At 63.8% G+C, this 23,884-nt stretch carries 27 protein-coding genes and 1 pseudogene; 15 read left to right on the forward strand and 13 right to left on the reverse strand.

All coding sequences use genetic code 11. The features are described from left to right. Positions 1–6 precede the first annotated feature (6 nt). Together V0R59_RS10615 and V0R59_RS10620 are read left to right on the forward strand one after the other, a co-directional pair. Positions 7–1,005, forward strand: a complete 999-nt coding sequence (locus tag V0R59_RS10615; RefSeq protein WP_330073802.1) for a class I SAM-dependent methyltransferase — start codon at positions 7–9, stop codon at positions 1,003–1,005. 254 nt (positions 1,006–1,259) lie between these two features. After that, positions 1,260–1,844, forward strand: coding sequence for a TMEM165/GDT1 family protein (locus V0R59_RS10620; RefSeq protein ID WP_330073964.1), 585 nt, complete (start codon positions 1,260–1,262; stop codon positions 1,842–1,844). A 120-nt stretch (positions 1,845–1,964) separates the two neighbouring features. Here V0R59_RS10620 and V0R59_RS10625 read toward each other — a convergent pair whose 3' ends face one another. Further along, complete coding sequence (locus tag V0R59_RS10625; protein ID WP_330073803.1) at positions 1,965–2,783, reverse strand: M48 family metallopeptidase; 819 nt, start codon at positions 2,781–2,783, stop codon at positions 1,965–1,967. Between the two features lie 1,403 nt (positions 2,784–4,186). Here V0R59_RS10625 and V0R59_RS31885 point away from each other — a divergent pair. After that, positions 4,187–4,387 (forward strand): annotated as a pseudogene (locus V0R59_RS31885) (HAMP domain-containing protein); the annotation flags it as partial. Between the two features lie 114 nt (positions 4,388–4,501). Then, entirely contained in the window at positions 4,502–5,245 is a 744-nt protein-coding gene (locus tag V0R59_RS31890; protein WP_375547350.1) for a methyl-accepting chemotaxis protein, read from the forward strand. Between the two features lie 112 nt (positions 5,246–5,357). On the opposite strand, the gene V0R59_RS10635 is transcribed toward V0R59_RS31890, so the two are convergent. The 3 genes from V0R59_RS10635 to V0R59_RS10645 are packed head-to-tail and all read right to left on the reverse strand — an operon-like array spanning position 5,358 to position 6,431. Next, the gene (locus tag V0R59_RS10635) at positions 5,358–5,978 is read right to left on the reverse strand and encodes an SOS response-associated peptidase (protein ID WP_330073805.1); all 621 of its coding nucleotides are present in this window, start codon (positions 5,976–5,978) and stop codon (positions 5,358–5,360) included. 10 nt (positions 5,979–5,988) lie between these two features. Then, positions 5,989–6,249 carry a putative signal transducing protein gene (locus V0R59_RS10640; RefSeq protein WP_330073806.1) on the reverse strand — a complete coding sequence of 87 codons (261 nt, stop codon included), beginning with the start codon at positions 6,247–6,249 and terminating at the stop codon, positions 5,989–5,991. Continuing rightward, complete coding sequence (locus V0R59_RS10645; protein WP_330073807.1) at positions 6,249–6,431, reverse strand: CPXCG motif-containing cysteine-rich protein; 183 nt, start codon at positions 6,429–6,431, stop codon at positions 6,249–6,251. Before V0R59_RS10645 ends, V0R59_RS10640 begins: the two co-directional genes overlap by 1 nt. Positions 6,432–6,540: 109 nt before the next feature. Between V0R59_RS10645 and V0R59_RS10650 the strand changes: the two genes are divergently transcribed. Next, positions 6,541–7,707: a 1-acyl-sn-glycerol-3-phosphate acyltransferase gene (locus V0R59_RS10650; RefSeq protein ID WP_330073808.1), complete on the forward strand. Its 1,167-nt coding sequence runs from the start codon at positions 6,541–6,543 to the stop codon at positions 7,705–7,707. A 49-nt stretch (positions 7,708–7,756) separates the two neighbouring features. Here the strand turns inward: V0R59_RS10650 and V0R59_RS10655 are convergent, their stop codons facing one another. Continuing rightward, positions 7,757–8,017, reverse strand: a complete 261-nt coding sequence (locus tag V0R59_RS10655; protein ID WP_330073809.1) for a hypothetical protein — start codon at positions 8,015–8,017, stop codon at positions 7,757–7,759. 153 nt (positions 8,018–8,170) lie between these two features. Between V0R59_RS10655 and V0R59_RS10660 the strand changes: the two genes are divergently transcribed. Next, a complete protein-coding gene (locus V0R59_RS10660; protein WP_330073810.1) occupies positions 8,171–8,377 on the forward strand; it encodes a hypothetical protein in 207 nt (68 codons plus the stop codon). 218 nt (positions 8,378–8,595) lie between these two features. Here the strand turns inward: V0R59_RS10660 and V0R59_RS10665 are convergent, their stop codons facing one another. Continuing rightward, positions 8,596–9,180, reverse strand: coding sequence for a YajG family lipoprotein (locus V0R59_RS10665; RefSeq protein WP_330073811.1), 585 nt, complete (start codon positions 9,178–9,180; stop codon positions 8,596–8,598). 174 nt (positions 9,181–9,354) lie between these two features. Between V0R59_RS10665 and V0R59_RS10670 the strand changes: the two genes are divergently transcribed. Next, complete coding sequence (locus V0R59_RS10670) at positions 9,355–9,585, forward strand: hypothetical protein (protein ID WP_330073812.1); 231 nt, start codon at positions 9,355–9,357, stop codon at positions 9,583–9,585. 605 nt (positions 9,586–10,190) lie between these two features. Then, positions 10,191–11,696, forward strand: coding sequence for a malate dehydrogenase (quinone) (gene mqo, locus V0R59_RS10675; RefSeq protein ID WP_330073813.1), 1,506 nt, complete (start codon positions 10,191–10,193; stop codon positions 11,694–11,696). A gap of 187 nt (positions 11,697–11,883) precedes the next feature. Here mqo and V0R59_RS10680 read toward each other — a convergent pair whose 3' ends face one another. From V0R59_RS10680 to V0R59_RS10695, 4 genes are all read right to left on the reverse strand, one after another. Then, the gene (locus tag V0R59_RS10680; RefSeq protein ID WP_330073814.1) at positions 11,884–12,174 is read right to left on the reverse strand and encodes a PA4642 family protein; all 291 of its coding nucleotides are present in this window, start codon (positions 12,172–12,174) and stop codon (positions 11,884–11,886) included. 72 nt (positions 12,175–12,246) lie between these two features. Further along, on the reverse strand, positions 12,247–12,714 hold the full coding sequence (locus tag V0R59_RS10685; RefSeq protein ID WP_330073815.1) for a hypothetical protein: 468 nt from the start codon (positions 12,712–12,714) through the stop codon (positions 12,247–12,249). Positions 12,715–12,792: 78 nt separating this feature from the next. Next, positions 12,793–13,269 carry a WbuC family cupin fold metalloprotein gene (locus V0R59_RS10690; RefSeq protein ID WP_330073816.1) on the reverse strand — a complete coding sequence of 159 codons (477 nt, stop codon included), beginning with the start codon at positions 13,267–13,269 and terminating at the stop codon, positions 12,793–12,795. Position 13,270: 1 nt separating this feature from the next. Then, positions 13,271–13,828, reverse strand: a complete 558-nt coding sequence (locus V0R59_RS10695; RefSeq protein WP_330073817.1) for a hypoxanthine-guanine phosphoribosyltransferase — start codon at positions 13,826–13,828, stop codon at positions 13,271–13,273. 167 nt (positions 13,829–13,995) lie between these two features. On the opposite strand from V0R59_RS10695, the gene upp reads away from it, so the two are divergent. Beyond that, on the forward strand, positions 13,996–14,634 hold the full coding sequence (upp, locus tag V0R59_RS10700; RefSeq protein WP_330073818.1) for a uracil phosphoribosyltransferase: 639 nt from the start codon (positions 13,996–13,998) through the stop codon (positions 14,632–14,634). 2 nt (positions 14,635–14,636) lie between these two features. Then, positions 14,637–15,911: a uracil-xanthine permease family protein gene (locus tag V0R59_RS10705; RefSeq protein WP_330073819.1), complete on the forward strand. Its 1,275-nt coding sequence runs from the start codon at positions 14,637–14,639 to the stop codon at positions 15,909–15,911. 57 nt (positions 15,912–15,968) lie between these two features. Here V0R59_RS10705 and hemH read toward each other — a convergent pair whose 3' ends face one another. Then, complete coding sequence (gene hemH / locus V0R59_RS10710; RefSeq protein ID WP_330073820.1) at positions 15,969–16,982, reverse strand: ferrochelatase; 1,014 nt, start codon at positions 16,980–16,982, stop codon at positions 15,969–15,971. A gap of 12 nt (positions 16,983–16,994) precedes the next feature. Then, the gene (locus tag V0R59_RS10715; RefSeq protein WP_330073821.1) at positions 16,995–17,897 is read right to left on the reverse strand and encodes a TIGR01777 family oxidoreductase; all 903 of its coding nucleotides are present in this window, start codon (positions 17,895–17,897) and stop codon (positions 16,995–16,997) included. Positions 17,898–18,089: 192 nt separating this feature from the next. Here V0R59_RS10715 and V0R59_RS10720 point away from each other — a divergent pair, with 192 nt between their 5' ends. The 5 genes from V0R59_RS10720 (at position 18,090) to V0R59_RS10740 (ending at position 23,168) form a co-directional block, all read left to right on the forward strand. Beyond that, on the forward strand, positions 18,090–19,076 hold the full coding sequence (locus V0R59_RS10720) for an NAD(P)/FAD-dependent oxidoreductase (RefSeq protein ID WP_330073822.1): 987 nt from the start codon (positions 18,090–18,092) through the stop codon (positions 19,074–19,076). Positions 19,077–19,186: 110 nt separating this feature from the next. Continuing rightward, positions 19,187–20,143, forward strand: coding sequence for a YbgA family protein (locus tag V0R59_RS10725; RefSeq protein ID WP_330073823.1), 957 nt, complete (start codon positions 19,187–19,189; stop codon positions 20,141–20,143). After that, positions 20,133–21,047, forward strand: a complete 915-nt coding sequence (locus V0R59_RS10730; RefSeq protein WP_330073824.1) for a MerR family transcriptional regulator — start codon at positions 20,133–20,135, stop codon at positions 21,045–21,047. Before V0R59_RS10725 ends, V0R59_RS10730 begins: the two co-directional genes overlap by 11 nt. Continuing rightward, positions 21,038–22,480 (forward strand): deoxyribodipyrimidine photo-lyase, encoded by a 1,443-nt coding sequence (gene phrB / locus V0R59_RS10735; protein WP_330073825.1) that lies wholly within the window; start codon positions 21,038–21,040, stop codon positions 22,478–22,480. Before V0R59_RS10730 ends, phrB begins: the two co-directional genes overlap by 10 nt. Then, the gene (locus tag V0R59_RS10740; RefSeq protein ID WP_330073826.1) at positions 22,470–23,168 is read left to right on the forward strand and encodes an SDR family NAD(P)-dependent oxidoreductase; all 699 of its coding nucleotides are present in this window, start codon (positions 22,470–22,472) and stop codon (positions 23,166–23,168) included. Before phrB ends, V0R59_RS10740 begins: the two co-directional genes overlap by 11 nt. Before the next feature lie 77 nt (positions 23,169–23,245). Here V0R59_RS10740 and V0R59_RS10745 read toward each other — a convergent pair whose 3' ends face one another. Beyond that, positions 23,246–23,761 (reverse strand): acyloxyacyl hydrolase, encoded by a 516-nt coding sequence (locus V0R59_RS10745; protein WP_330073827.1) that lies wholly within the window; start codon positions 23,759–23,761, stop codon positions 23,246–23,248. Positions 23,762–23,884 lie beyond the last annotated feature (123 nt).

The raw sequence follows: 23,884 nt of genomic DNA on the forward strand, positions 1-23,884 counted from the left end.
CCGTCCATGGACCCGCGCAGTGAAGTGTTGCTTCGTCAGGCCGATCTGTTCACCGGCCCGCTGCTGCTCGCCGGATTGCCGGCCGACAGCCTGCTGGGCAGTTTTCCACAGGCCCATGGCTGGTGCTGGCATGCCGGCGACCAGGCGACCCTCGATGCCCGTTTCGCCGGGCGCAGCCATTTCGGCGTGGAAACCCCCGATGTGCCGTTCGACGCCGCGGTGCTGTTCCTGCCCAAGTCCCGCGACCTCGCCAACTACCTGCTCAACGCCCTCGCCTCGCGCCTGGGCGGGCGCACGCTGTTCCTGGTCGGGGAAAAACGCGGCGGCATCGAGGGCGCGGCGAAGCAACTGCACGCCTTCGGCAAGCCTCGCAAGCTGGATAGCGCGCGACACTGCCAGCTGTGGCAGGTGACTGTGGATAACCCACCGGCGGCGCAGCCGCTGGAGAGCCTGGCCCTGCGCTTCGAGCTGCCGCTGGCCGATGGTCCGCTGAATATCGTCAGCCTGCCGGGCGTATTCAGCCATGGCCGGCTGGACCGCGGTACCGCGCTGCTGCTGGAGCATCTGGACGGACTGAGCGCTGGCCATGTGCTCGATTTCGGCTGCGGCGCAGGCGTGCTGGGGGCGATCGTCAAGCGACGTTATCCACAGAGCCGGGTCACCCTGCTGGATGTCGATGCCTTCGCCGTCGCCAGCAGCCGCCTGACCCTGGCGGCCAACGGTCTGGAAGGCGAGGTGATCGCCGGTGACGGCATCGACGCCGCACCTCGCGAACTCGACATCATTCTGAGTAATCCACCGTTCCACACCGGGGTTCATACCAATTACCAGGCGTCGGAGAACCTGCTGAAAAAATCAGCCGAACATCTGAAAAAAGGTGGAGAAATGCGCCTGGTCGCGAACAGCTTCCTGCGCTATCCGCCGCTGATCGAAGCGGCCCTGGGCAACTGCGAAACGCGTGCCCAGGGCGACGGATTCAAGATCTACCGGGCGCTGCGCGGCTGAAAAACAGCACTTGCGCAAACGAATCCGCGTAGGCAGAATCCGCTCCGTCCTAGGGGAGTAGTCTCCCGCGAGCGCCCAGCTCGCATGGTGCGTCGTCAACATACTTGGTCCACAGACCATGGCGCGCACGACCCACGGTCCGCATCAGACGGATCCAGGGTTTGACAAGACCTATGACACGAACACCTTACCCGGGGCGGGGAGGCTGTACGTGTCATAGCCGTGTCGACCCGCCCCCGTAGGAAATCCTGATGCTGGAATCGCTACTTGTCCCCACCGCCATCGTTGCGCTCGCCGAAATCGGCGACAAGACGCAGCTGCTTGCCCTCATTCTCGCCGCGCGCTTCCGCAAGCCGTGGCCTATCATCGCCGGCATCGTCGCCGCGACCCTCGCCAACCATGCCGCCGCCGGTGCCGTGGGTGCCTGGTTCGGCAGTTTCTTCAGCAACGTCACGTTGCACTGGATCCTAGCCGCGAGCTTCCTCGCCACGGCGGCGTGGACCTTGATCCCGGACAAGATGGACGATGACGAAGCCAGCACCGCGCGACGCTTCGGACCGTTCCTGACCACGCTGATCGCGTTCTTCCTGGCCGAGATCGGCGACAAGACCCAGGTCGCCACGGTGATGCTGGCGGCGCAGTACCCGCACCTGATCATGGTGATCATCGGAACCACCCTGGGCATGCTGATTGCCAACGTACCGGTGGTGCTGGCGGGCAACTTTGCCGCGGAGAAACTGCCGCTGACCCTGATCCGTCGCCTGGCGGCGACTGCGTTCGTGGTGCTGGCGCTGATTGCCGTTTACTCGGCAATGCAGGCCAGTGGATGGGTCGGTTGACGGGCAGGACAGAATCCTGCAACTCCCTGTGGGAGCGGGTTTACCCGCGATTGCGATAGCGCACCCACGAACCTCATCGCGGATGAACCCGCTCCCACAGGGTCAACACAAACCAGAAGGTTACTTTTTCGCCTGCTCGTACAGCGGCATCACCTTCGGAATCGCCGCCTGCAACGAAGCGATCCGGCTATCCGACGCCGGGTGAGTGCTCATGAATTCAGGCTGCGAGCTGCCGCCGGACGCCTGGGCCATCTTGTTCCACAGGGTGATCGCGGCATTCGGGTTGTAGCCGGCGCGGGCTGCCAGTTCCAGGCCGATCAGGTCGGCTTCGTTCTCGTTGCTGCGACTGTTGGGCAGGGTCAGGCTGTACTGGACCACGGTGTCGGCCAGTTGCAGGCTGTCTTCGCCCAGGCCCAGCAGGGCACCGGCACCGGAACGGGCCATCTGGATGCCGTAGGCCTTGGACATCGCCTCACGACCGTGCTCGCGCAGGGCGTGGGCGATTTCATGGCCCATCACTGCGGCGATCTCGTCGTCGGTCAGCTGCAATTTATCGATCAGCCCGCTATAGAAGATGATCTTGCCGCCAGGGCCGCAATTGGCGTTGAGCTCGTCGCTCTTGATCAGGTTGACCTCCCACTGCCATTGCGCCGAATCCGGACGGAACTGCGGGGCCTGGGCGATCAGCCGGTTGGCGATGGCCTGCACGCGCTTGGCGTTGGCGCTGGTCTTGTCCAGCACGCCCTTGCCGCTCGCTTCACCCAGGGTCTGCTGGTAGGACTGGGCGTACATCTGGTTGACCTGGTCGGTCGACAGCATGCTGAACATATATTGCTTGCGCTCGACACCGACCGCTCCACCACTGGTGGTGTTCACCGCCTGGCAACCGGCCAGCAGGATCGAAGCGCCCAATGCACCGACAACAACCAACTTACGCATGAAAAAACTCCCTTCTGACGTGGGACGTATCCTAGTGTGGTGTTTCACAAATAACGACCATAATTCGCGGCGCTTTTTGCGCTCATGCTGCGTTGTCGCTCCTCGCCGTAGCCGAGCTACGACTCGTCGCGCCGCCTTGCCTGAGCGCAAAAATCACTCGCGAATCATTGGCCGTATTTGCAAAACACCACACTAGGACGACGCAGATGATCGCGCTACGACCGTAAGCAAAGATTTCTATCTGACCGACTCATGATTCATCGGTTTCACGCCGATAACACCGGGGCAAGGCGACTTTATCTCTGCGTCCGGAGCCCTCAATGAAGTTCAAGTCGATCCAGTTGTCCGTTGCCGCCCTCGCGGGGGCTATCGTGTTGAGTATCGTCGCAGCCTTGGTGCTGTATGCGGTGTATTCCGGTGCGAAGACCCAGGAACTGGTGGAAACCCGAACCCGGCAACAGTTCGACACCGTCATCGAACAGCGCCTGACCGCACTGGCCCAGACCCAGGCCAGCCAGATCCTGCGCCGCCTGGAAGCCCCGTTGCTGGTCGCTCGCGGCCTGGCCACCACCAATGCCCAGCTGGGAATGAAGGACGACGCCGGCAACCCGCGCCTGCAGATCCAGCGCGAACAACTGATCGCCTTGCTGAAACAGACCATCGTCGACAACCCGCTGCTGCTGGGCGGCTACATCGCCTGGGAGCCGAATGCCCTCGATCATTCCGACGCCAGTTTCACCGGCACCGCGATCAAGGGCATCGACCCGGCCACCGGCCGCTTCCAGCCCTGGTGGTACCGCAACACCGACGGCACGCTCGGCGTCGAAGCGCTGATCGACCTGAGCAACAACACCCTGCTCTCCACCGGCGTGCGCGCCAGCGAGTACTACCTGTGCTCCAAGGAAAGCAAGCGCGCCTGCACCATCGACCCCGCGCCCTATAAGGTGGGCGACAAGATGGTGATGCTCGCCTCGTTCATCGAGCCGATCCTGGTCGACGGCCAGTTCATGGGCATCGTCGGTGCCGACCTGTCGGTGAACTTCATCCAGGACCTGCTCAAGGCCGCCGACGCCCAGCTCTACGACGGCGCCGGCGAACTGGCACTGATCGGCAACAACGGTCGCCTGGTCGCCTACACCAAGGACGAAAGCAAGTTCGGCGAAAAAGCCAGCGACGTGCTGCCCGCCGCCGAAGCCGCCGGCCTGGCCAAGGCCAGCGGCGATACGCTGCGTTATGAAGTCGACCGTGAGAACGGCCAGATTCGCCTGTTCCTGCCGTTCCAGATCGGCGAGACCGCCCAGCGCTGGACCCTGCTGATCGACCTGCCGCTGAGCGCAGTGATGGCCGACGCGGAAAAACTGCAGAACGACCTCAGCGAACAGCGGCGCACCGATATCGCCGGCATGACCCTGGTCGGCCTGGCCATCGCGGCCCTTGGCCTGCTGGTGATCTGGCTGCTGGCCCACGGCATCGCCCGCCCGCTGCGGCAGATGGTGGCGATGCTCGACGACATCGCCCAGGGCGAAGGCGACCTCACCCGTCGCCTGCACAGCGATCGCCAGGACGAGCTGGGCTCCATCGCCAAAGGTTTCAACACCTTCCTCGGCAAGCTGCAGACCATGATCAGCCAGGTGGTCGCCTCGGTGCAGAAGGTCAGCGACTCCTCGGAACACACCGCCGATATCGCCATCCGCACCAACCAGGGCGTGCATAAACAGATGGCGGAGATCGACCTGGTGGCCACCGCGGTGCACGAAATGACCGCCACCGCCCAGGACGTGGCGCGCAACGCCACCCACGCGGCGCAAGCCGCGAGCAATGCCGACCAGGCCGCCAACCAGGGGCTGTCCATCGTCCGCGATACGTCCAACTCCATCGCCGCCCTGGCCGACGAGATCGGTCGCGCGGTGGGCGTGGTGCAGAACCTGGCCCGCGACAGCGAGAACATCAACGCCATCCTCGTGGCGATCCGCGCCATTGCCGAGCAGACCAACCTGCTGGCCCTCAACGCCGCGATCGAGGCGGCCCGCGCTGGCGAACAAGGTCGCGGTTTTGCCGTGGTCGCCGATGAAGTGCGCAACCTGGCGCAGAAGACCCAGCAGGCCACCGAAGAAATCCAGCAGATGATCCAGCAACTGCAGCAGGGCACCCGCGACGTGGTGCGGGTCATGGAGGACAGCCAGGGCAAGACCGATATCAGCGTGCAACAGGCGGCCAAGGCGGCCGACGCGCTGGAAAGCATCACTCGCGCGGTGTCGGTGATCAACGACATGAACACCCAGATCGCCAGCGCCGCTGAGGAACAGAGCGCGGTGGCCGAGGACATCAACCGCAACGTGATCAATATTGGCCAGGTGGCCAATGAAGTGGCGGGCGGTGCCGATGAGTCGAGCAGTGCCAGTGCCGAGCTGACCAAGCTGGCGGAGCAGCAGCGGCGGTTGATCAACCAGTTCCGGGTTTGAATTGCTTGGGGCCGCTTTGCGGCCCTTCGCGAGCAAGCTCGCTCCCACAGGCAGTCCACTCCGTGGGAGCGAGCTTGCTCGCGAAGGGCTGCAAAGCAGCCCCAATGACCGATCAAGCCGGGGTCAGGCACTCCGGGGCATCGAGCTTCGGATCATTGACGAAGTTGGCCAGCACCCGCTCGCGCAACGCAGCGGGAGGACTGGCCAGCAGCGCATGCAACTCGGCCAGCGGGGTATCGGAATTCAGCCATGCCGCCTGCCCCGCCTCGTCGAGGATCAGTGGCCGACGCTGGTTCATCGCCGCCTGGGTCACCACCGCCACGCTCAACCAGACCTGTTCCTGCACCGGATACGCCTCCCAGATCGCCGCGAAGAACAACGACGAGCCCTGCCCCGGCGTCAGCCAGTACGGACGCTTGCGAACGTTGCCGCGCCATTCGTAGAAACCGTTGGCCGGCAGCAGGCAGCGCCGCCTGGCGAACGCCTCGCGGAACATCGGCTGGTCGGTCAGGGTTTCGGCACGGGCATGGGCGGGGGTACGAGTGAGGTCGGTCAGCCACGGCGGGGTCAGGCCCCAGCGCGCGCGGGCCAGGGTCAGGTGCTCGTCCTCCCGGCGCTGGATCAGCACCTGGGCGCCAGGAGAAATGTTCCACTGCGCCTTCTGGTCAGCGGGAAAGCCGGGCAACGCGGCGAAGGCCGGCGACCAGCGGAACAGGGCATAACGTCCACACATCAGGAGAAACCTAGCAAATCAGCGTTCCGGGGAAACTCTCCGGCTCATCGCCAGGAAGCGGCAGGGCGGCATTGTACGCGGCGATCAGTTCCCGTGCGTACTCGGCCTGGTCATCGGCAACGGCAAGGCCCAGCAGGCCCTGCAACGGCAGCTCGCCGATCCCGCCCATCAGGTCGCGGCCCACCAGGTGCGCGTCGACCCCTTCGTTGCCGAGCATGCCCAGCAGAAGCTCGGCTTCCAGGAGGTTTTCCGGCTCGTAGATTCGCTGCATCACTCATCCTCGCGCTTCACGTCGAGCATCCATTCGTCACCATGCACCTGCAGAATGAAGACGATCGGCTGACAACATACCGCGCAGTCCTCGATATAGGTCTGGTCGCCGCCGGAGAGGTCGAGGGTGGTCTCCACCTCTTCGCCGCAATAAGGACAATCGTAGAACGCAGTTTCCAGCATCGCGGCCTCCGCGGTTACTTGTGCGTATAATTGCCGGTCCTGCGCCCCGATCCCGGTACTTTTCGGCGCGGCCCCACCCTTTACCCTAGTCGTTTCACAACAAGAGAGCATGATGGGCGAATTCGATGCCATCCGACCGTATGACGACGCTGAGGTCCCTGCCGTTCTGGCACGCCTGCTCAGCGACCCGGCATTCCTCGATATCCTTACCCGGTTCCGCTTTCCGAAGATGGCGTCCAACTTCGGCTGGCTGCTCAAGCCGCTGATCGCCCGCCGCCTGCGCAAGGAGTTCGCCGGGGTGAAATGCGTGGCGACCCTGCAGGACAAGGTCGAGTTCTACGTCGATCACACCATCGAGCGCGCTACCGACGGGGTCACCTACACCGGCGTCGAGCAGTTCAAGTCGGGCAGCGCCTATCTGTTCCTGGCCAACCACCGCGACATCGTCATGGACCCGGCCTTCGTCAACTACGCCGTGTACCACGCCGGCCTGCCGACCCCGCGCATCGCCATCGGCGACAACCTGCTGCAGAAGCCGTTCGTCAGCGACATGATGCGCCTGAACAAGAGCTTCATCGTGCACCGCTCCATCAGCGGGCGGCGCGAGAAGCTGGCGGCGTACCAGTTGCTCTCCGCCTACATCAACCATTCGATCCGCAACGACGGCGCGTCGATCTGGATCGCCCAGGCCGAAGGCCGGGCCAAGGACGGCGACGACCGTACCGATTCGGCGATCCTCAAGATGTTCCACATGAGCCGCAAGGACGAGCCGTTCGGCGAAGTGATCCAGTCGCTGAACCTGAGCCCGGTGTCGATCAGCTACGAGTACGATCCTTGCGACGCCGCCAAGGCCCGCGAGCTGTACATCCGCGCCACCACCGGCAGCTACAGCAAGGCACCGGGCGAGGACGACCTGAGCATCGGCCTGGGCATCACCGGCTACAAAGGACGGGTGCATATCAACTTCACCCCGCCGGTAACCGCCTCGTTCGAGGACACCAAGCAACTGGCGGCACATATCGACAAGCAGATTCTCGGCGGCTACCGGTTGTTCCCGGTGCATTACCTGGCATATGCGCAATGGGCTGACGCCGATCCGCAGCTGCAGGTGCCGAAGGCCAGCGAGGTGTTCGGAGCGGAAGAATTGGCCAAGGCTCAGGCCGAATGGCAGCGGCGGCTGGAGGCGTGCCCCGAGGAGCACCGGCCGTACCTGGTGTTGCAGTATGCAACGCCGGTGCGGAATCAGTATCGGGTCAAGGCCGGGCTGCCTTTGTAACGGTCTCGGGCCTTATCGCTGGCGAACCCGCGATAAGGCTCCGTAGCCATCAGATCCAGGTACTGACCCAGGACAGCAGCAAGGCCATCGCCAGGAAGGCAAAGCCCAGGCTGTAGTAGAAGCGGTTGACCCGCTGCGTCAGCAGGTCGATCGCCGCCTCGCCCGCCGGCAGGCTGGCCATGGCCCGCGAAGCGCGGCGGCGGGCGTTGTGCAGGAGGACACCGCCCGGACAGGTGAGCAGCAGTGCGAACAGATTGATCAGTTTGGCCGGGTGACCGGCGAACAGCCCCCAGAGCATTTGCAGCGACATCACCTAACCTCGAAAGACGAACCGCGCGCATTCTACCCAAGCCGTCCACGTTCGCCCCGCCTTTGCGACCAAATGACCAACTGCAGGTCGTCGTCACACGCTCGTCATCATCACAGGCCACCCTGTCGCCCTCGCAACGCACCGGAGCTTGTCATGCTGCACGCCGAAAACCAGGATCGCCTCTATCTGATTGCCCAGAGCGAGGAGCAGGAAGCGCTGATCGACGGTTTTGCCATCAATGTCCAGGATCGCCAGTGGCTGGTCTACTGCGCACTGGGCGGCCATTCCCACGATCATTTGCCGGAGGTCGACAGCCAGACCGGTATCAGCGTGCTCGATTTCCACATCGAAGCGGCCTGAAGGACACTGCCGACCCTGTAGGAGCGGATTTATCCGCGATCGGCGGCGCAGCCGTCGTAAGTCCTGAGTCCCAGGTTTTTCTGACACCACTCGGACTCAGGTTTCATGGCCGCTTTGCGGCCAATCGCGGATAAATCCGCTCCTACAGGGGTACGCGTAAACAAGAAGGCCCGCGTCCTGATCACAGGACGCGGGCCTTCTTGTTTACGCGGTAAGGCTTATTCGCCCAGCACCTGGCCGATGGTCGGATCCTTGAACAGGCGGGTCAACGCATCGCTGAGCACATCGCTGACCAGCTTGGTGTTGGTTTCCTGGTTCGGCGCCATGCCGAAACGCTGGTCCAGGGACGCACCATAACGGCCGCTGTAGCGACGGTTGGCGTTGTTCACGTCAGCCTTGAAGGTCGCGCCGATGGTCGCTTCGGTCACGTACAGGCCTTCCTTGGGCGATTGGTACTTCAGCTCGGCCAGGGTCACGGTCAGCTGCGGCGCGTTGTAGGCGTTCGCGGTCGGGGTGAAGCCCAGCAGGCGCACTGCGGCTTCGGCCTGGGCCTGCAGCTTGGGCAGGACGTCGTTGCCAGTCACGGTGATCGCGCTGGTTTCCGGGTACAGGCCACCGCGGGTACCGAGGGTCTGGGTGCCACGTCCGTCGACCACCCGTACCACCACCGGCTGGCCATGGCCAACGGGAGCGAGTTGGGCGGTGAGTTTCGGTTGCGGGCTGAGTTGTTGCGGACTATGGGCGCAACCCACCAGGGTCAGGCTGGTCACAGCGATCAAACCGAACAACAAACGTTGCAACATGCTCATCTCTCCTGGAATAGCGGCAAAGGTCGCCAGTATACCCAGCGCTCCATGCGCCAGTCATCGGCTCGTACAGGGATCAGACAGCACTTTCACATTACTGATTCCCGCCTGTCACAAGGACTTCATCATCCCCCTCTTATCCTTGCGCCAACCCCCATCAGGTACGTCGCCATGTCCAGCCTCTGGTCCCTGTTCAAGCGCCAGCCACAACGCCACTTCGCCCGCCTCGATGCCCAAGGCCTGTGCCAGGCCCTCAAGTGCTGCGAACAGCCGCCCGTCGGGGCCGGCTGGGTCGAAGTCGGCGAGTCCGACCTGCGCTGGCTGAACCGTCCGCTGCCCGCGAGCGCCCGGGTCGTAGCGCGTCGGCGTGGCAATCTGCTGCAACGTGCCCTCGCCGCCTGACCGGTCAGCAAGAAAAGTCTGTAATAAAGGCCATTTCTGCCCGCGACATCGTTATAATCTGCCCCCGATTATAAGGACGTCTCCTGATCGGGCCCCGCAGCACCGCCAATGTCATGCATCGGCATCCCCCCAAAACGCCCACAGAGAGCCGTTCACACAGGTCTTGCGAAGCCGGTGTGCCCGCTTTTTTTCGGCCCCACGCTCTGCCTGAACCTGACGAGCCTGCCCTGCACGGCTCCTTTTTGAGGTTCACGACTCCAAAAGAGCGTGAAAAAACGGGTTTTCACAACTTCACGAGAGTGTGGCGAGCATGAACAGTCTGGTATGTGCAAAAGCATCATCAGTGTCCCGAACAGCCCCGATCAGCCGGTATCAGCCTTCATCCAGAGTGGGTGACTGAGGCCGGTGCACAGCGCGCTGCGGGCGCCTCGACCATAAGTCGAATTGCCACGCCGGCCCTCGGATGCGTTCATATGCACCATCGAGAGCCCGGTTGGCGGTGTCCGTGAACGTTGGAAAAACTGTGAAGTAGCGGATATGGCGATCCCGCGTGACCGGGATCCTATGCTGTCAATTAGGTGCTGAAGATTTTGGAGATGCGTTAAATGGCGCAGAACGAAACAGTCGATGTGGTACTGGTAGGGGCAGGCATCATGAGTGCCACCCTGGCCGTGCTGCTCAAGGAACTCGATCCGGCGATCAAGCTGGAAGTCGTCGAGTTGATGGATTCGGGTGCCGCGGAAAGTTCCAATCCGTGGAACAACGCGGGTACCGGCCATGCCGGGCTGTGTGAACTGAACTACACGCCTCAGGCTGCCGATGGCAGCATCGACATCAAGAAAGCGGTGCACATCAACACCCAGTTCGAGGTCTCCCGGCAGTTCTGGGCGTACCTGAGCAAGAAAGGCGCGTTCAGCTCGCCGCGGGCGTTCATCAACCCCGTGCCGCACCTGAGCTACGTCGAGGGTGAGAAAGGCATCGCCTTCCTCAAGAAGCGCTACGAGTTGCTCAAGCAGCATCACGCCTTCGCCGAGATGGAATACACCGAAGACCAGGCGGTGATGAAGGACTGGATGCCGCTGATGATGCCGGGCCGCCCGGCGGATCAGAAGATCGCCGCGACCCGCGTGATGAATGGCACCGACGTCAACTTCGGCGCCCTGACCAACAAGCTGCTCAAGCACCTGGGCAACAGTGCCGACGCGCAGGTCAAGTACAGCAAGCGCGTCACCGGCCTGCGCCGCAACGGCAGCGGCTGGACCGTGAGCATCAAGGACGTCAACAGCGGCGGCAGCCGTGACGTCGACGCACGCTTCGTGTTCCTTGGCGCCGGTGGCGCGGCCCTGCCGCTGCTGCAGGCTTCGGGCATCCCGGAGAGCAAAGGCTTCGGCGGCTTCCCGGTGAGCGGCCAGTGGCTGCGTTGCGACAACCCGGAAATCGTCAAGCAGCACCAGGCCAAGGTCTACAGCCAGGCCGCTGTGGGCGCGCCGCCGATGTCGGTGCCGCACCTCGATACCCGTGTGGTCGACGGCAAGAAATCCCTGCTGTTCGGGCCATACGCCGGTTTCACCACCAAGTTCCTCAAGCACGGTTCGTTCCTCGACCTGCCGCTGTCGGTGCGCATGGGCAACATCGGCCCGATGCTGGCCGTGGCTCGCGACAACATGGACCTGACCAAGTACCTGGTCAGCGAAGTGATGCAGTCGATGGAGCAGCGCCTGGACTCCCTGCGTCGCTTCTACCCCGAGGCGAAAGCCGAGGACTGGCGCCTGGAAGTGGCCGGTCAGCGCGTGCAGATCATCAAGAAAGACCCGAAGAAAGGCGGCATCCTGCAGTTCGGTACCGAACTGGTCGCCGCCCAGGACGGTTCGCTGGCCGCTCTGCTGGGCGCTTCGCCGGGTGCTTCGGTGACCGTGTCGATCATGCTGGAACTGATCGAGCGCTGCTTCGCCGACAAGGCCAAGGGCGAGTGGGCTGCCAAGCTCAAGGAAATCTTCCCGGCGCGGGAGAAAGTACTGGCCGCCGATGCCGACCTGTACCGCAAGGTCGCGGCGTACAACGACGAGGCCCTGGGCCTGGTCGAAAGCAGTCCGGCGCCAAGCTACGCCTGATCTGCTCCCATGAAAAAACGCCCTTCTGGGCGTTTTTTTGGGGCTGGCGATTTGTGATGCTTACATCACTGGAAAGCTCAACACGGCCCCTGTGGGAGCGGGTTCACCCGCGATGCCTCAGTGGATTCACCACCGTGATCGCGGGTGAACCCGCTCCCACAGAGGCAAGCATCACGCTACAGAGCTTTCAGCCGCGCGCCTTCTCGATGATCTCGACATACTCCGGCGCATTGCGCTGGTCGGCGATCACCTCGACGAAGGTCTTGCCCTGCTCGTCCTTGCCGTCCAGGTCGTAGCCGGCCTCGACGAAGAACCCGACGAAACGCTCGAAGTCGTCGATGCGCAGGCCGCGGTAGCCCTTGATCAGCTTGTGGTGCGAAGGCGAGGTCAGGCCATCGGCCGGCTCGAAAATGAGGAACGATTTGACGTAGTCGTCGCTGATCTCGTCGCCAATCACCTGCTTCTTGTCTTTACGCATTACCGACTCCAACTGAACCATTCAGGACGTTTTCCAGAGGGCCCGCAGTGTACCCCCCGGCGGGCCTGCGGCTCAACGCGCGCGAAGGGTTCCGGTGTGCACGTCGGCCCAGATATGCCCGTTCGGGTAGCTGAGGAACTGCACATAGACGGTATCGTTGCGCAGCAGATCGAGGATCACCTGGTACTGCGCCGGCGGATAGTTGAGGGTCAGGGTGCGGCTGGCGCTGTCGTAGACCGGCTTGCGCAGGCTCTTGCCCTCGCCGTCGAAGCTGATCAGCACCTGGCTGATGCTCGCGCCCTGGCTCAGCGGCTTGCCCTTCAGGCGCATCACCTGGGACGAGGTGATCGGCAACGGCTGCTGGTTGGACTGGCGCTGGTTGCCGACCACTACCGAATAGCTGGTGACTTGCAGCAACTGCTGGGTTTCCGGGTTTTCCTGGCGCACCGCCTGTTCATCCGGCGGCAGGAACTGGCTGTGCATCGGTGCGGCGGTCACGGGGAGGCTGATGAACAGAAGAAGCGGGAGAATCGCACGCATGACAGGCTCCTTGTTAGCGGCCTGGCACTCTAGCATGACGGACGGGGCCAAGGCGTTGCGCCAGGGCCCTGCGTGTCTTCAATCGAACTGCGCGCGCATCCGGGCCTGATAGGCGGCCACCTCAGGCTCGCCTTCCTTCGGCGCCCAGGGCGCCATGTCGCCTTCGCCCACCGGGCGATACGGACCTGCCTTGCACTCGAACATCACGCTGTCGCGTTCCAGCACCACCAGACCATGGAAGGTACCGGGCGGCAGATCGACACCCAGGCACTCGCCCCCTGCCTGCATCACCCGCTTGTCGATGACCTGTCCGGCATCGTCGAAGATCAGCAGGCCCAGCTTGCCCTTGAGCACGATCAGGGTCTCCGCCTTGTCCAGCGCCTGGTGGCGATGGGGCGGGACGTAGGTTTCCGGCTGCAGGCCGACCGCCATGCGGTGGCACGGCTCGTCCATATCGTGGAAGTTGTGGTGCTGCCGGCCGCGGGAACTCTGAGCGGCCTTGTGCGCCATATCGGCGAACAACAACTGATCGAGGAAACCAGGCTCACGCTTCAATTCAGAGACCCTTTACGGCGTAGATGCCGTTGGCATTGCGCCAGTAGCCCTTGTAGTCCATGCCATAGCCGAAGACATAGCGATCGACGCAGCTCAGGCCGCAGAAATCGGCCTTGAGGTCGACACTGGCCTTGCGGTCGTGGTCCTTGTCGACCAGCACGGCGGTGTAGACGTTGCGGGCACCGGCATGGCGGCAGAAATCGAGGATGGCGCTCAGGGTGTGCCCTTCGTCGAGGATGTCGTCGATGATCAGCACGTCGCGGTCGATGAACGAGACTTCCGGCTTGGCCTTCCAGAACAGGTCGCCGCCGCTGGTCTGGTTGCGGTAGCGGGTCGCGTGCAGGTAGGACGACTCCAGCGGGAACTGCAGGTGGGTCAGCAGCTTGCCGGCGAAGATCAGGCCGCCGTTCATCACGCAGAAGACCACCGGGTTGCTCTCGGCGAGCTTTTCGCTGATCTGCGCGCCGACACGGGCGATGGCTGCCTCGACTTCGGCCTCGTTGTACAGGCAATCGGCCTCGCGCATGACTTGGCGGATGTGCTCGAGATCGGCGGACATGGATGCTCTCCAGGTGGTCAGGATTTGGAAAAGCGGGCAAAGGTACGCATCCGTCGGCACCAGATCAAGCATTTCTGGACTAACGTCCAGTATGCCCCTAGGACACGCGTGACCGAATAGATTAATCTAGCGCGGTTTTTTTGCCCGCATTCCGGAGCCCTCCCCCTATGCCCATCCGTGAGATCCGCCATCCGCTGATCCGCCACAAGCTCGGCCTGATGCGCCGTGCCGATATCAGCACCAAGAATTTTCGCGAACTCGCCCAGGAAGTCGGCGCGCTCCTGACCTATGAAGCCACCCAGGACCTGCCGCTGGAAAGCTACGAAATCGACGGCTGGTGCGGCAAGGTCCAGGCCGAGAAGATCGCCGGCAAGAAGATCACCGTGGTACCGATCCTGCGCGCCGGCATCGGCATGCTCGACGGCGTCCTCAGCCTGATCCCGGGCGCCAAGGTCAGCGCCGTCGGCGTGGCGCGCAACGAGGAAACCCTCGAAGCCCACACCTACCTGGAAAAACTGGCGCCGGAAATCGACCAGCGCCTGGCCCTGATCATCGACCCGATGCTGGCCACCGGCGGTTCCATGGTCGCCACCATCGACCTGCTCAAGCGCGCTGGCTGCAAGGACATCCGCGCCATGGTCCTGGTCGCCGCGCCGGAAGGCATCGCCGTGGTCGAGAAGGCCCACCCGGACGTCAAGCTGTACACCGCCTCGATCGACGAGCGCCTGAACGAACACGGCTACATCATCCCTGGCCTGGGCGATGCCGGTGACAAGATCTTCGGCACCAAGCAGAAGGACACCTGAGCATGCGGGACGAGTTCAACGACCCGTTGTGGCGCCAGGTTCTCTCCGGCGCGCAGATGCTCTTCGTGGCCTTCGGCGCCCTGGTGCTGATGCCGCTGATCACCGGCCTGGACCCCAACGTCGCGCTGTTCACCGCAGGCCTGGGCACCCTCCTGTTCCAGGTCGTCACCGGCCGTCAGGTCCCGGTGTTCCTGGCCTCCAGCTTCGCCTTCATCACCCCGATCATCCTCGCCAAGGGCCAGTTCGGCCTGGCCGAGACCATGGGCGGCGTCATGGCAGCGGGCTTCGTCTACACCTTCCTTGGCCTCGCCGTGAAGATCAAGGGCACCGGTTTTATCGATCGCCTGCTGCCACCGGTGGTGATCGGTCCGGTCATCATTTCCATCGGCCTGGCCATGGCCCCGATCGCTGCCAACATGGCGATGGGCAAGGCCGGTGACGGCACCGTACTTCTGCCGTACAGCACGGCGATGATGATTTCCATGCCCGCGCTGCTGACCACCCTGGTCGTCGCCGTGTTCGGCAAGGGCATCTTCCGCCTGGTGCCGATCATCGCCGGCGTGCTGGTGGGCTTCGGCCTGTCGTTCGCCTTCGGCGTGGTCGACGTGGCCAAGATCGCCGCCGCACCCTGGCTGGAACTGCCGAAGTTCACCGCCCCGGCGTTCAACTGGCAGGCCATCCTGTTCATCGTCCCGGTGGCCCTGGCGCCGGCGATCGAGCATATCGGCGGGGTGATCGCGGTGGGCAGCGTGACCGGTCGCGACTACCTCAAGACCCCGGGCCTGCACCGCACCCTGCTGGGTGACGGCATCGCCACCACCACCGCCGGCCTGTTCGGCGGCCCGCCCAACACCACCTACGCCGAAGTGACCGGCGCGGTGATGCTGACCAAGAACTACAACCCGAAGATCATGACCTGGGCAGCGGTCTTCGCCATCGCCCTGGCCTTCATCGGCAAGTTCGGCGCGCTGCTGCAGAGCATCCCGGTGCCGGTGATGGGCGGCATCCTCTGCCTGCTGTTCGGCTCGATCGCCGCGGTGGGCATGAACACCATGATCCGCCACAAGATCGACCTCGGCGAAGCCCGCAACCTGGTGATCGTTTCGGTGACCCTGGTGTTCGGCATCGGCGGCGTGCTGGTGGGCAGCGGCGATGGCCCGGATGACTGGGGCCTGAAAGGCATCGCCCTGTGTGCAGTGGTGGCGATTGCGCTGAACCTGCTGCTGCCGGGGAATGATGGCTGGAAGAACAAGGTGATGGACGATCATCTGCCGTGAGCGGACCGTCCAACACTTGAATGAAGAAGGGGCTGCAATCGCAGCCCCTTCTGTTTTTCACGCCCTTTCGCAGAGTGTGGTCAGTGCCTCGACCCATTGCGGGTGATCGTTCAGGCACGGCACCAGCACCAGTTCCTCGCCCCCCGCCTCGATGAACTGCTCGCGACCGCGGTCGCCGATTTCCTCCAGGGTCTCGATGCAGTCGGCGACGAACGCCGGGCACATCACCAGCAGCTTCTTCGCTCCGGCCTGGCCCAGCTCGTCCAGGCGCGCCTCGGTGTAGGGTTCGATCCACTTGGCCTTGCCCAGCCGCGACTGGAACGATACCGACCACTTGCCGTCCGGCAGCCCCATCCTTTTCGCGAAGGCCTGGGCAGTGCGCAGGCACTGGCCGCGGTAGCAGACTGCAAGCATTTGCGCCGAAGCATCATGGCAGCAGTCGGCTTGCTGGAAATCATGCTTGCCGGTGGGGTCGAGCTTCTTCAGGTGCCGTTCCGGCAGGCCATGGAAGCTCAGCAGCAAGTGATCGTAGTCCTGCGCCAGGTAAGGCCTGGCACTGGCAACCAGGGCGTCGATGTATTCCGGCTGGTCGTAGAACGGCTGCAGCACGCGCAGATCCAGCCCCAGCTTCTGCTCGGCGATGGTCGCCCTGGCCAGTTCCACCACGGTGGTCACGGTGCTGTCGGCGAACTGTGGATAAAGCGGCGCCAGGGTGACCTTGCGCACGCCCTGCGCGGCCAGGCGCTGCAACACCGACGGCAGCGCCGGCTCGCCGTAGCGCATGGCGATTTCCACCGGGCCGTGGGGCCAGTGCGGCTTCATCGCTTCCTGCAGGCGCCTGGTCAGCACGACCAGGGGTGAGCCCTCCGGCCACCAGATCGAGGCGTAGGCGTGGGCGGACTGTTCCGGGCGCTTGATCAGGATCAGCGACACCAGCAGGCGCCGCACCGGCCAGGGCAGGTCGATGACGTAGGGGTCCATCAGGAACTGGTTGAGGTAACGGCGTACGTCGGCGACGGAAGTCGACGCCGGCGAACCCAGGTTGACCAGCAGCAGAGCATGATCGGTCATGCAACATCCTTTTCAGAGGCGCGGGGACAAGGCGTCCAGCGCCGATTGCACATCGTTGAAACGGAAGGTGAAGCCCGCCGCCAGGGCCCGGACCGGGCGGGCGCGCTGGCCACCGAGCAGCAGCGTCGACAGTTCGCCCAGTCCCGCCTTGAGGACCAGCGCCGGCAGCGGCATGAACGCCGGCCGGTGCAAGGCGTGCCCCAGGCGCCGGGCGAACTCGCGGTTGCGCACCGGCTCCGGGGCGCAGGCATTATAAGGACCGCTCGCGTCTTCGCGCTGCAAGAGAAAATCGATCAGGGCGATTTCATCGTCGATATGAATCCACGGCATCCACTGCCGGCCATCGCCGATAGGCCCGCCCAGCCCGAGTTTGAACGGCAGGCGCAGGCGCGACAAAAAGCCGCCCTCGGCCGACAGCACCAGGCCTGTTCGCACCAGCACCACGCGCATGCCAAGGGCCTCGGCACGCTGCGCGGTTTCTTCCCAGGCGATGCACAGCTGGCTGGCGAAATCCTCCTTCACCGGGCGCGATGCCTCGGTCAGTTCGCGTTCGCCACCGTCGCCGTACCAGCCCACCGCAGAGCCGGAAACCAGCACCGCCGGACGCTGCTCACGGCGTTCCAGCCAGGCCAGCAGGTGTTCGGTCAGGGTGATCCGGCTGCCCCACAGCAGCGCCCGGCGCGAGGCCGTCCAGGGCCGATCGGCGATCGGCGCGCCGGCCAGGTTGACCACCGCGTCCAGCGGCGCGTCGCCGTAGTCCTGCAATTCGGCGATACCGCGAACTCCTGCGCCACAGAGCTTTCCAACCTGTTCGGGACGCCGACTCCACACGGTCAGGCGATGTCCCTGGTCGAGCCAGTGACGACACAGCTGCTGTCCGATAAGACCCGTACCGCCGGTCAGCAATATATTCATGGCCGTGTCCTCTCTAGTGCGTGGGCTGGTCTATTTTTAAGAGCAAGGCACTTTTTTGACCGTTCGCTCTGGGATAAACATTAGGCCAACCTGTCGTAACGAGCCGATCAATCTTATACAGAACATCAGAGTTGTACAGGTTTGTCGACAGCCAAGGCTGTCTGTACCTCACACGGGTTCGAAGAGGCCATCATGACTGTACCTATCGCCATCATCGGTGCCGGCATCGCCGGACTCTCCGCAGCACAGGCATTGCAGGAACAAGGGTTGACCGTGCACCTGTTCGACAAGGGTCACGGCAGCGGCGGACGCATGGCCAGCAAGCGCAGTGACGCCGGTGCCCTCGATCTCGGCGCCCAGTACTTCACCGCCCGTGACCGCCGCTTCGTCGAGCAGGTCCAGCGCTGGCAGGACAAGGGCTGGGTCGCGGAGTGGAAACCCCAGCTGTACAACTACCGCGACGGCCAGCTCAGCCCCTCGCCGGACGAGCAGTTGCGCTGGGTCGGCGTGCCGCGCATGAGCGCCATCACCCGCGGCCTGCTCAAGGATGTCACGGTGAACTTCAGTTGCCGCATCACCGAGGTGTTCCGTGGCAAACAGTACTGGCACCTGCAGGACACCGAAGGCTGCAGCCACGGTCCGTTCAGCCGGGTCATCGTCGCCGTGCCGGCGCCGCAAGCCACGCCGCTGCTGGCGGCTGCACCGAAACTCGCCGCTGCTGCTGCCGGCGTACAGATGGAACCGACCTGGGCCATCGCCCTCGGCTTCGACACGCCCCTCGACACGCCGATGCAAGGCTGCTTCGTCCAGGGCTGCGCCCTCGACTGGCTGGCGCGCAACCGCAGCAAGCCAGGTCGCGATGAACACCTCGATACCTGGGTACTGCATGCCACCTCGACCTGGAGCAAGCAGCACATCGACCTGCAAAAGGAAGCAGTGATCGAGCAATTGCTGGGCGACTTCGCCGAACTGGTCGGTTGTGCCGTCCCGGCGCCGAGCTTTACCCTGGCCCACCGCTGGCTCTACGCACGTCCCGCCGGGAGCCATGAATGGGGCGTCCTCGCCGATGCGGACCTGGGCCTCTACGCCTGCGGCGACTGGTGCCTGTCGGGACGGGTCGAAGGCGCCTGGCTCAGCGGCCAGGAAGCAGCCCGTCGGCTGATCGAACATCTGGAGTAGATTCAGAAGGCATTCCGACCTCTACAGGAATATTGACTTGTACAACTATCGGCCTATGCTGACCCACGTTGTACAGGTTTTTATTTTTGTACAAGAAAGGTCGTCCACGCATGCCCGATACCAAGCCGAAAATCGCCATCAGCGCCTGCCTCGCCGGCGAAGAAGTCCGCTTCAATGGCGGCCACAAGCAATCGCGCCTGTGCACCGACGTGCTGGCGGAGCACTTCGAACTGGTCCCCGTCTGTCCGGAAGTGGCGATCGGCCTGGGCATTCCACGGGCGGCGATCCACCTCGCCGGCGACCCGGAACAGCCTCGCGCCGTCGGCAGCCGCGATCCGTCCCTGGACGTGTCGGACGCCCTGCGTGACTACGCCGACCACACCGCCGCCGCGCTGGATGACATCTGCGGCTACATCTTCATGCAGAAATCGCCGTCCTGCGGCCTGGAGCGCATCAAGGTCTACCAGGCCAATGGCTATCCCGCCCGTCAGCGCGCCAGCGGCCTGTATGCTGCGCGCTTCTGCGAGCTGCGTCCGGACCTGCCGGTGGAAGAGGAAGGTCGCCTGTGCGACCCGGTGCTGCGGGAAAACTTCATCACCCGTGTGCTGGCTTACGCCGATTGGCAGCGCCTGTGCCACGAGGGCCTGAGCCGGCATGCGCTGATCGCCTTCCATTCCCGCTACAAGTACCAGCTGATGGCGCACAACCCCGAGCAGTACAAGGTGCTCGGCAAGCTGCTGGGCAGCATGACCCGCCAGGACGATGCCGGACAGGTCGGCGCAGCGTACTTCAGCCAGCTCATGGCTGCCCTGCGCCGCTGCGCAAGCCGCGGCACCCACGGCAACGTGCTGATGCACCTCAGCGGCTACCTGCGGCGCTTCCTCGACCCGCAGGACAAGCAGGAAATCCGCGGCCTGATCGACCAGTACATCGCCGGCGTGGTGCCCCTCGTGGTGCCGTTGACCCTGCTCAAGCATCACCTGCGCCATCATCCCGATCCCTACCTGCTGGCCCAGGTCTACCTGCAGCCCCACCCGGAAAACCTGAGCCTGCGCAATGCCATCTGAACCCCTGCTGCCAATCCGTGACGTGGCCCGGCTGACCGGGGTCAATCCCGTCACCCTGCGCGCCTGGGAGCGCCGCTACGGCCTGGTGGTGCCACAACGCACTGGCAAGGGGCATCGTCTTTACAGCCACGACCAGGTGCAGCGTATCCGGGCGATCCTGTCCTGGCTCAATCGTGGCGTCGCCGTCAGCCAGGTCCTGCCGCTGCTGGAACAGGACCAGCCGCAGCAGCCCGCAGCCCAGGGCGACGACTGGCAGGCGCAGCGTGCCCACCTGACCGACTGCATCGCCCACCTCGGCGAGCGCCGCCTCGACCAGCAGTTCAACCAGGCGATGGCGCTTTATCCGGCCTTCACCCTGTGCGAGCAACTGTTGCTGCCGCTGCTCGGCGAACTGGAAACCCGCTGGCAGGTACATCCCTCGGCCCGGGTCGAGCAGGCGTTCTTCCACAGCTGGCTGCGCAGCAAGCTGGGGTTGCGGGTTTACCACAACAATCGCCAGTTGCAGGGCGCACCGGTCTTGCTGGTCGGCACCGGCCGCCAGGCCATCGACCCTTCGTTGTGGCTGTGTGCCTGGCTGGTCAGCGACGCCGGCTACCCGGTGGAAGTCTTCGACCAGCCCCTGCCGGGCCGCGACCTCGCGTTGGCCGTCGAGCGCCTCGACGCCCGGGCACTGCTGCTCAGCGTCAACAGCGTCGCCGGCAGCGAACCCTTGCTTCGCACCCTTGACCCGATCGAGGTACCGAAACTCCTGTTCGGCGTCGCGGTCACCTTATACAAGCAAGCCGCCGAGCCCGATCCAGGCTGTCACCTGCTCGACTCGCCACTGACGGCACTGCGCCGCCTGCAGGAGCCCGGCACGCTTGCCCGGAACCCCATCCTTCCCGGAACCGAAACATGCAACTGATCTGGCTGCGCAGCGACTTGCGCGTTCACGACAACACCGCACTGGTCGCCGCCTGCGAGCGCGGTCCGGCCCTGGCCCTGTGGCTGGCCAGCCCCGGCCAATGGAAAGACCATGACGACGCCCCATGCAAGGTGGACTTCTGGCTACGCAACTTGCGAGAGCTCAAGGACGCTCTGGCGCACTACAACATCCCGCTGCTGGTTCGCCACGCCGAGCACTGGAGCAGTGCACCCCAGGTGATCCACGAAGTTTGTCGCGAACACGACGTGCAGGACGTGCACGTGAACGAGGAATACGGCATCAACGAAGCTCGGCGCGACCGCGCAGTCGGCGAGCTGCTGCAGCGCCACGACATCACCCTGCACAGCCACCTGGACCAGTTGCTGTTCAAGCCCGGGACGGTGCTGACCAAGAGCGGTGGCTACTTCAAGGTCTTCACCCAGTTCCGCAAGGTCTGCTACCAGCGTCTGCACCACGCCCTGCCGCCGCTGCAGCGCCTGCCGCGCAAGCAGGCCAAGAGCACCATCGACAGCGACGAGATACCCGCGTCGATCAAGGGTTTCGCGCAAACGCCCGACACTCTGCGCGAGCAGTGGCCTGCGGGAGAAGACCATGCCCGCAAGCGCTTGAAAAATTTCGTCGACGACTTGATGGCGGACTATCCTGTAACACGTGATCTCCCCGCTGTGGACGGTACCAGCCAGTTGTCACCGTACCTGGCCGCCGGGGTGATCTCGGTGCGCCAGTGCCTGCACGCGGCGCTGGCGAGCAACCATGGCGAGTTCGAGAGTGGCAATCCCGGCGCCGTCAGCTGGATCAACGAACTGCTCTGGCGCGAGTTCTACAAGCATGTGCTGGCGGGGTATCCGCGGGTCTCGCGGCACCGCGCCTTCCGTCCCGCCACCGAGGCGGTGCAGTGGCGTGACGCCCCGTCGGACCTGGAAGCCTGGCAGCAAGGCCGCACCGGCGTGCCCATCGTCGATGCCGCCATGCGCCAGTTGCTGGCCACCGGCTGGATGCACAACCGGCTGCGCATGGTGGTGGCCATGTTCCTCAGCAAGAACCTGCTGATCGACTGGCGCGAAGGTGAAAGATTCTTCATGCGTCACCTGATCGACGGCGATCTGGCCGCAAACAATGGTGGTTGGCAGTGGAGCGCCTCCACCGGCACCGATTCGGTGCCTTATTTCCGGGTATTCAATCCAGTGAGTCAGTCCCAACGCTTCGACAGCAAGGGGCGTTTCCTGAAACACTGGTTGCCGGAACTGCAAGACCTGGACGAAAGGGATGTTCACAGCCCCGGCGGACTGTTCGCGGTGAAGGGTTATCCACAACCCATCGTCGATCTGGGCAGGAGTCGCCAGCGCGCAATCGAGGCATTCAGGCAACTTCCCAAAGACTCCGAAGAAGTAGAGCCAGACCGTGACTACTGAGCATCCGAAACGAATCTGGGTCACCGGCGCCAGCACTGGCCTCGGTCATGCATTGGCCTTGCACCTGCTCAGCCTTGGTCATCAGGTGGCGGTCAGCGGTCGCGCGCCGTTCGACGCGTTGCCGGGCAACCTGCTGTCGCGCTGCCTCATGCTCGACGGCGACCTCAACGACGCCGCGCAGGCAGAGCGCATGAGCCAGTGCATCCAGGACCACTGGGGAGCGCTGGACACGCTGATCCTCAATGCCGGGACCTGCGACTACCTGGATGAGCAGGCCAGTGGCACGGCGCTGTTCGAGGCGCTGATCGCCAGCAACCTGGCCGCCAGCAGCCACGGCCTGGACAGTGCCCTGCCGCTCTTGCTGGCGGGCCGCAAGGCGCATGTGGTGGGGATTCTCAGCAGCCTGACGGCGATCCAGCAGCACGAAAGCAGCCAGTGGCCCACGGCGCAGAACAGCCTGGGCCAGTGGTTCAGCGAAACCCGCAGCCGGCTTTCGCCGCAGGAAATCGACCTGACCCTGGTCACCCCGCAAACCCTGAAAAAGCCGGTCACCCAGAGTATCGCCCTGCCACAGCAATGGACGGCAGACACTGCCGCCCTGGCGATCATCGATCGCTTGCCGCGGCGCATGCCGGAGATGGTACTGGAGGCGTTGTCCACCAGTAGTCTGTGGCCGTTGCGGCGATGAGTTGGCAAGGCCGAACTTGAGCAGATAGAGAAACCCCGCCATGTCGGCGGGGTTTCTTTTTCATCCTTCAGCGCACTTCAGAGCGCCATGCGGTAATGCAAGGCGTAGCTCTCGACCCCATCGTTGGGCTGCTTGATCCCGGCGTTGGAGTAGTGGATCGCGCGAATCCCCACCTCATGCCCGCCGGCAAAACGCAGGCCGAAGCCGATGCGGTCTTCGAACTGGAAGGCCGAGCCCATGTCGTTGCTTTCATACTTGGTATTGGCAAATCCCGCGACGCCAATACCGGCCTCGATGTACGGCTTGACCGAGCCGCCGCCGAACTCGTAGACGAACACCGGCGCGAACGACAGGCTGTGGTTGCTCGACGTGTCATCCCCTTCCCAATAGGTGTAGCCAACGTCCCAGTAGCCGGTCAGGCGACCGACGCTGGTCTGCCACCAACTGGCATCCCAGTCGGATTCGAAGCCGAGGCGGTAGGTCATGGTGGAATCGCTGGTCTGGCCGACGGCGAAGGTCACGCCAGCGGCCTGTGCGGTGAATACATACCCCAGGGTTGCGGCTGCAACCACAGCCAAGCAAAGTTTCTTCATGAGAAACGTCCTTTTCGGAAAAGCCGTTTATTGGTGTTTTTGTGTCTCATCAGACAACGTAGTAGAAAACAGCGCTTACAAAGGAGTTCAGTGGATTTTCGACTTTTTGTGAAAATTTTGTCG

Origin of the sequence: Pseudomonas ulcerans, assembly GCF_036324125.1 — a bacterium.
Taxonomy (GTDB): Bacteria; Pseudomonadota; Gammaproteobacteria; order Pseudomonadales; family Pseudomonadaceae; genus Aquipseudomonas; species Aquipseudomonas ulcerans.

Bases quoted from the DNA above. Each gene is read 5' to 3' on its own strand.
- V0R59_RS10615 (WP_330073802.1), top strand. From the start codon at position 7: ATGGACCCGCGCAGTGAAGTGTTGCTTCGTCAGGCCGATCTGTTCACC.
- V0R59_RS10625 (WP_330073803.1), bottom strand. From the start codon at position 2,783: ATGCGTAAGTTGGTTGTTGTCGGTGCATTGGGCGCTTCGATCCTGCTG.
- V0R59_RS31890 (WP_375547350.1), top strand. From the start codon at position 4,502: ATGGCGGAGATCGACCTGGTGGCCACCGCGGTGCACGAAATGACCGCC.
- V0R59_RS10635 (WP_330073805.1), bottom strand. From the start codon at position 5,978: ATGTGTGGACGTTATGCCCTGTTCCGCTGGTCGCCGGCCTTCGCCGCG.
- V0R59_RS10640 (WP_330073806.1), bottom strand. From the start codon at position 6,249: ATGCAGCGAATCTACGAGCCGGAAAACCTCCTGGAAGCCGAGCTTCTG.
- V0R59_RS10645 (WP_330073807.1), bottom strand. From the start codon at position 6,431: ATGCTGGAAACTGCGTTCTACGATTGTCCTTATTGCGGCGAAGAGGTG.
- V0R59_RS10650 (WP_330073808.1), top strand. From the start codon at position 6,541: ATGATGGGCGAATTCGATGCCATCCGACCGTATGACGACGCTGAGGTC.
- V0R59_RS10655 (WP_330073809.1), bottom strand. From the start codon at position 8,017: ATGTCGCTGCAAATGCTCTGGGGGCTGTTCGCCGGTCACCCGGCCAAA.
- V0R59_RS10660 (WP_330073810.1), top strand. From the start codon at position 8,171: ATGCTGCACGCCGAAAACCAGGATCGCCTCTATCTGATTGCCCAGAGC.
- V0R59_RS10665 (WP_330073811.1), bottom strand. From the start codon at position 9,180: ATGTTGCAACGTTTGTTGTTCGGTTTGATCGCTGTGACCAGCCTGACC.
- V0R59_RS10670 (WP_330073812.1), top strand. From the start codon at position 9,355: ATGTCCAGCCTCTGGTCCCTGTTCAAGCGCCAGCCACAACGCCACTTC.
- mqo (WP_330073813.1), top strand. From the start codon at position 10,191: ATGGCGCAGAACGAAACAGTCGATGTGGTACTGGTAGGGGCAGGCATC.
- V0R59_RS10680 (WP_330073814.1), bottom strand. From the start codon at position 12,174: ATGCGTAAAGACAAGAAGCAGGTGATTGGCGACGAGATCAGCGACGAC.
- V0R59_RS10685 (WP_330073815.1), bottom strand. From the start codon at position 12,714: ATGCGTGCGATTCTCCCGCTTCTTCTGTTCATCAGCCTCCCCGTGACC.
- V0R59_RS10695 (WP_330073817.1), bottom strand. From the start codon at position 13,828: ATGTCCGCCGATCTCGAGCACATCCGCCAAGTCATGCGCGAGGCCGAT.
- upp (WP_330073818.1), top strand. From the start codon at position 13,996: ATGCCCATCCGTGAGATCCGCCATCCGCTGATCCGCCACAAGCTCGGC.
- V0R59_RS10705 (WP_330073819.1), top strand. From the start codon at position 14,637: ATGCGGGACGAGTTCAACGACCCGTTGTGGCGCCAGGTTCTCTCCGGC.
- hemH (WP_330073820.1), bottom strand. From the start codon at position 16,982: ATGACCGATCATGCTCTGCTGCTGGTCAACCTGGGTTCGCCGGCGTCG.
- V0R59_RS10715 (WP_330073821.1), bottom strand. From the start codon at position 17,897: ATGAATATATTGCTGACCGGCGGTACGGGTCTTATCGGACAGCAGCTG.
- V0R59_RS10720 (WP_330073822.1), top strand. From the start codon at position 18,090: ATGACTGTACCTATCGCCATCATCGGTGCCGGCATCGCCGGACTCTCC.
- V0R59_RS10725 (WP_330073823.1), top strand. From the start codon at position 19,187: ATGCCCGATACCAAGCCGAAAATCGCCATCAGCGCCTGCCTCGCCGGC.
- V0R59_RS10730 (WP_330073824.1), top strand. From the start codon at position 20,133: ATGCCATCTGAACCCCTGCTGCCAATCCGTGACGTGGCCCGGCTGACC.
- phrB (WP_330073825.1), top strand. From the start codon at position 21,038: ATGCAACTGATCTGGCTGCGCAGCGACTTGCGCGTTCACGACAACACC.
- V0R59_RS10745 (WP_330073827.1), bottom strand. From the start codon at position 23,761: ATGAAGAAACTTTGCTTGGCTGTGGTTGCAGCCGCAACCCTGGGGTAT.